Genomic DNA, 5530 nt, shown 5'->3' on the forward strand with positions numbered 1-5530 from the left:
AAGGATTCCTTTTGGAAACATATTTGGACAATACAAGTCAGTACTGAGCCTTCGGGTTTGGTGTTGTTTTGTTTTTTGTCAGTTTCAAACTTGTCATCGCACTTCGGTGTGGTGGCGTGATGTTTATCAGGCAGCTTTCGGGTTGTTTGGTTGTTATTCATTTACGGAGAGTTTGATCCTGGCTCAGGACGAACGCTGGCGGCGTGCTTAACACATGCAAGTCGAACGATGAAGCCCAGCTTGCTGGGTGGATTAGTGGCGAACGGGTGAGTAACACGTGAGCAACGTGCCCATAACTCTGGGATAACCTCCGGAAACGGTGGCTAATACTGGATATCTAACACGATCGCATGGTCTGTGTTTGGAAAGATTTTTTGGTTATGGATCGGCTCACGGCCTATCAGCTTGTTGGTGAGGTAATGGCTCACCAAGGCGACGACGGGTAGCCGGCCTGAGAGGGTGACCGGCCACACTGGGACTGAGACACGGCCCAGACTCCTACGGGAGGCAGCAGTGGGGAATATTGCACAATGGGCGAAAGCCTGATGCAGCAACGCCGCGTGAGGGATGACGGCCTTCGGGTTGTAAACCTCTTTTAGTAGGGAAGAAGCGAAAGTGACGGTACCTGCAGAAAAAGCACCGGCTAACTACGTGCCAGCAGCCGCGGTAATACGTAGGGTGCAAGCGTTGTCCGGAATTATTGGGCGTAAAGAGCTCGTAGGCGGTTTGTCGCGTCTGCTGTGAAATCCCGAGGCTCAACCTCGGGTCTGCAGTGGGTACGGGCAGACTAGAGTGTGGTAGGGGAGATTGGAATTCCTGGTGTAGCGGTGGAATGCGCAGATATCAGGAGGAACACCGATGGCGAAGGCAGATCTCTGGGCCATTACTGACGCTGAGGAGCGAAAGCATGGGGAGCGAACAGGATTAGATACCCTGGTAGTCCATGCCGTAAACGTTGGGCGCTAGATGTGGGGACCATTCCACGGTTTCCGTGTCGTAGCTAACGCATTAAGCGCCCCGCCTGGGGAGTACGGCCGCAAGGCTAAAACTCAAAGGAATTGACGGGGGCCCGCACAAGCGGCGGAGCATGCGGATTAATTCGATGCAACGCGAAGAACCTTACCAAGGCTTGACATATACCGGAAACGTTCAGAAATGTTCGCCCCGCAAGGTCGGTATACAGGTGGTGCATGGTTGTCGTCAGCTCGTGTCGTGAGATGTTGGGTTAAGTCCCGCAACGAGCGCAACCCTCGTCGTATGTTGCCAGCACGTAATGGTGGGAACTCATATGAGACTGCCGGGGTCAACTCGGAGGAAGGTGGGGATGACGTCAAATCATCATGCCCCTTATGTCTTGGGCTTCACGCATGCTACAATGGCTGGTACAATGGGCTGCAATACCGCGAGGTGGAGCGAATCCCAAAAAGCCAGTCTCAGTTCGGATTGGGGTCTGCAACTCGACCCCATGAAGTCGGAGTCGCTAGTAATCGCAGATCAGCAACGCTGCGGTGAATACGTTCCCGGGCCTTGTACACACCGCCCGTCAAGTCATGAAAGTCGGTAACACCCGAAGCCGGTGGCCTAACCTTTTGGAGGGAGCCGTCGAAGGTGGGATCGGTAATTAGGACTAAGTCGTAACAAGGTAGCCGTACCGGAAGGTGCGGCTGGATCACCTCCTTTCTAAGGAGCACTTAGCACGCACTCTTCGGGGTGTGGAGCTGAAGTCATTTCGGTCGCAAACGTCGACCGGTGGCGCTCATGGGTGGAACATTTGACTATTCGGTGCTTGTTGTTGTTCGTGCGGAGTACGCCCTTTGGGGTTGGAAACGTGTGGGTGATGGTGAGTGCTGGTGTGCACGCTGTTGGGTCCTGAGGGACCGGGCCTGCTGCTGCTCGCGGCTTCTTTCGGGAAGTTGGGGTGGTGGTGGATCGGAACTCTTGGGCCTTCTTGGTTGGCTTTGTGTCAGTCGGGTTGGTACCGATCGTATGTTGAGAACTACACAGTGGACGCGAGCATCTTGAATGCCGCAAATGTTGATCGTCTTCGGATGGTTGGGTTTGTGGTGTTCAGCAATTTTAGTCAAGAGTTTCTGAGAATGAAATGATTGGCTACTCATGTGTAAATCAAATCTTTAAGAGCAAACGGTGGATGCCTTGGCATCTGGAGCCGAAGAAGGACGTAGAAATCTGCGATAAGCCTCGGGGAGTTGATAATCGAACTTTGATCCGAGGATTTCCGAATGGGGAAACCCCGCCAGGCCCCTTGTGGTGACCTGGTGACTCCCGCCTGAATATATAGGGCGGGTAGAGGGAACGTGGGGAAGTGAAACATCTCAGTACCCACAGGAAGAGAAAACAACAGTGATTCCGTTAGTAGTGGCGAGCGAACGCGGATCAGGCTAAACCGGTCGTGTGTGATACCTGGTAGGGGTTGCACGGTCGGGGTTGTGGGACTTTTCATGCTGCTCTACCAGGCAGTGGGCGTGACAGTAGCGTATAGACGAACAGCTTTGAATGGCTGACCAGAGGGGGTGCGAGTCCCGTAGTCGAAATGCGTGTATTGACGTTGAAGAGTATCCCAAGTAGCACGGGGCCCGAGAAATCCCGTGTGAATCTGTCAGGACCACCTGATAAGCCTAAATACTCCCAGATGACCGATAGCGGACAAGTACCGTGAGGGAAAGGTGAAAAGTACCCCGGGAGGGGAGTGAAATAGTACCTGAAACCGTTTGCTTACAATCCGTCGGAGCAGCCTTGTAGCTGTGACGGCGTGCCTTTTGAAGAATGAGCCTGCGAGTTAGTGATATGTGGCGAGGTTAACCCGTGTGGGGCAGCCGTAGCGAAAGCGAGTCTGAATAGGGCGATTCAGTCGCATGTCCTAGACCCGAAGCGAAGTGATCTATCCATGGCCAGGTTGAAGCGAAGGTAAGACTTCGTGGAGGACCGAACCCACCTAGGTTGAAAACTGGGGGGATGAGCTGTGGTTAGGGGTGAAAGGCCAATCAAACTTCGTGATAGCTGGTTCTCTCCGAAATGCATTTAGGTGCAGCGTTGCGTGTTTCTTACCGGAGGTAGAGCTACTGGATGGCCGATGGGGCCCAAAAGCTTACTGACGTCAGCCAAACTCCGAATGCCGGTAAGTGAGAGCGCAGCAGTGAGACTGTGGGGGATAAGCTTCATAGTCGAGAGGGAAACAACCCAGACCACCAACTAAGGTCCCAAAGCGCGTGCTAAGTGGAAAAGGATGTGGAGTTGCACAGACAACCAGGAGGTTGGCTTAGAAGCAGCCACCCTTGAAAGAGTGCGTAATAGCTCACTGGTCAAGTGATTCCGCGCCGACAATGTAACGGGGCTCAAGCACGCCACCGAAGTTGTGGCATTCATATTTATAGACAGGCCTTCGTGGTCCAGTCGTGTGGATGGGTAGGAGAGCGTCGTGTGGCGAGTGAAGCGGCGGTGGAAACCAGCCGTGGACGCTACACGAGTGAGAATGCAGGCATGAGTAGCGAAAGACGGGTGAGAAACCCGTCCTCCGAATGATCAAGGGTTCCAGGGTCAAGCTAATCTTCCCTGGGTAAGCCGGGACCTAAGGCGAGGCCGACAGGCGTAGTCGATGGACAACGGGTTGATATTCCCGTGGCCGGCGAAAAGCCGCCCAAGCTAATCCAGTAGTGCTAAGAGTCCGAATCTTCTCGTCTGCCTTCGGGTGGGTGGGAAGCCTAGCGCTCGAACCCGTTCTGGTGCGGTTAGCGTATTAACAGGTGTGACGCAGAAAGGTAGCCGAACCGGGTGATTGGTTGAATCCGGGCAAGGATGTAGGGTGAGTGATAGGCAAATCCGTCACTCGTGAAGCCTGAGATCTGACGCGGAACTCACGTATGTGAGGTAGTCGGTGATCCTCTGCTGCCAAGAAAAGCATCGACGCGAGGTTTTAGTCGCCCGTACCCCAAACCGACACAGGTGATCAGGTAGAGAATACCAAGGAGATCGAGAGAATCGTGGTTAAGGAACTCGGCAAAATGCCCCCGTAACTTCGGGAGAAGGGGGGCCTGAGGCGTATAGGGATTTACTCCTGAAAGCGCATTGATGGCCGCAGAGACCAGTGGGAAGCGACTGTTTATCAAAAACACAGGTCCGTGCGAAGTCGCAAGACGATGTATACGGACTGACGCCTGCCCGGTGCTGGAAGGTTAAGAGGAAGGGTTAGCTTCGGCGAAGCTCTGAATTTAAGCCCCAGTAAACGGCGGTGGTAACTATAACCATCCTAAGGTAGCGAAATTCCTTGTCGGGTAAGTTCCGACCTGCACGAATGGCGTAACGACTTCCCAGCTGTCTCAACCGCGAACTCGGCGAAATTGCATTACGAGTAAAGATGCTCGTTACGCGCAGCAGGACGAAAAGACCCCGTGACCTTTACTACAGCTTGGTATTGGTGTTCGGTGTGGCTTGTGTAGGATAGGTGGGAGACTGTGAAGCGGGCACGCTAGTGTTCGTGGAGTCGTTGTTGAAATACCACTCTGGTCATTCTGGATATCTAACTTCGAACCGTAATCCGGTTCAGGGACAGTGCCTGGTGGGTAGTTTAACTGGGGCGGTTGCCTCCTAAAGAGTAACGGAGGCGCCCAAAGGTTCCCTCAACCTGGTTGGCAATCAGGTGGCGAGTGTAAGTGCACAAGGGAGCTTGACTGTGAGACTGACAAGTCGAGCAGGGACGAAAGTCGGGACTAGTGATCCGGCAGTGGCTTGTGGAAGCGCTGTCGCTCAACGGATAAAAGGTACCTCGGGGATAACAGGCTGATCTTGCCCAAGAGTCCATATCGACGGCATGGTTTGGCACCTCGATGTCGGCTCGTCGCATCCTGGGGCTGGAGTAGGTCCCAAGGGTTGGGCTGTTCGCCCATTAAAGCGGCACGCGAGCTGGGTTCAGAACGTCGTGAGACAGTTCGGTCTCTATCCGCTGCGCGCGTAGGAAATTTGAGAAGATCTATCTTTAGTACGAGAGGACCGAGATGGACGAACCTCTGGTGTGTCAGTTGTTCCGCCAGGAGCACCGCTGATTGGCTACGTTCGGAACGGATAACCGCTGAAAGCATCTAAGCGGGAAGCCGGCTTCAAGATGAGATTTCCATCCCTTCGGGGGAGAAGCTCCCAGTAGACGACTGGGTTGATAGGCCGGATGTGGAAGCACAGAAATGTGTGGAGCTGACCGGTACTAATAAGCTGATGATTTGATAAAACATGCACATGAATGTTGTTGCTGTTCGCGTCCACTTTGTGGTTCTCGATAGACGATCGAGAATCGACCGCATGCCGGCCCGTTTTGGGTGTGGTGTGTGGTTCGAAACATGATGGTTTGTCCATAGTGTTTCGGCGGTCATAGCGAGAGGGAAACGCCCGGTTACATTCCGAACCCGGAAGCTAAGACTCTCAGCGCCGATGGTACTGCAGGGGGGACCCTGTGGGAGAGTAGGTCACCGCCGGACTTCTTCATGAGCCGGGGTTGGTTGGTGAGTGAGCAGAGATGCTCCTC

3 rRNA genes are annotated in these 5530 nt (G+C 53.9%); all 3 read left to right on the forward strand.

The features are described 5' to 3' along the window. Positions 1-160 precede the first annotated feature (160 nt). The 3 genes from ABVF28_RS17085 (at position 161) to rrf (ending at position 5483) form a co-directional block, all read left to right on the forward strand. Positions 161-1680, forward strand: a 16S ribosomal RNA gene (locus ABVF28_RS17085). Between the two features lie 442 nt (positions 1681-2122). Next, positions 2123-5236 (forward strand): 23S ribosomal RNA (locus ABVF28_RS17090). 130 nt (positions 5237-5366) lie between these two features. Next, a 5S ribosomal RNA gene (rrf, locus tag ABVF28_RS17095) occupies positions 5367-5483 on the forward strand. The 16S, 23S and 5S rRNA genes sit together here, the layout of an rRNA operon. The last annotated feature ends 47 nt before the right edge of the window (positions 5484-5530 follow it).

This window comes from Pseudoclavibacter sp. JSM 162008, from assembly GCF_041366455.1.
Classification (GTDB): Bacteria; Actinomycetota; Actinomycetes; order Actinomycetales; family Microbacteriaceae; genus Pseudoclavibacter.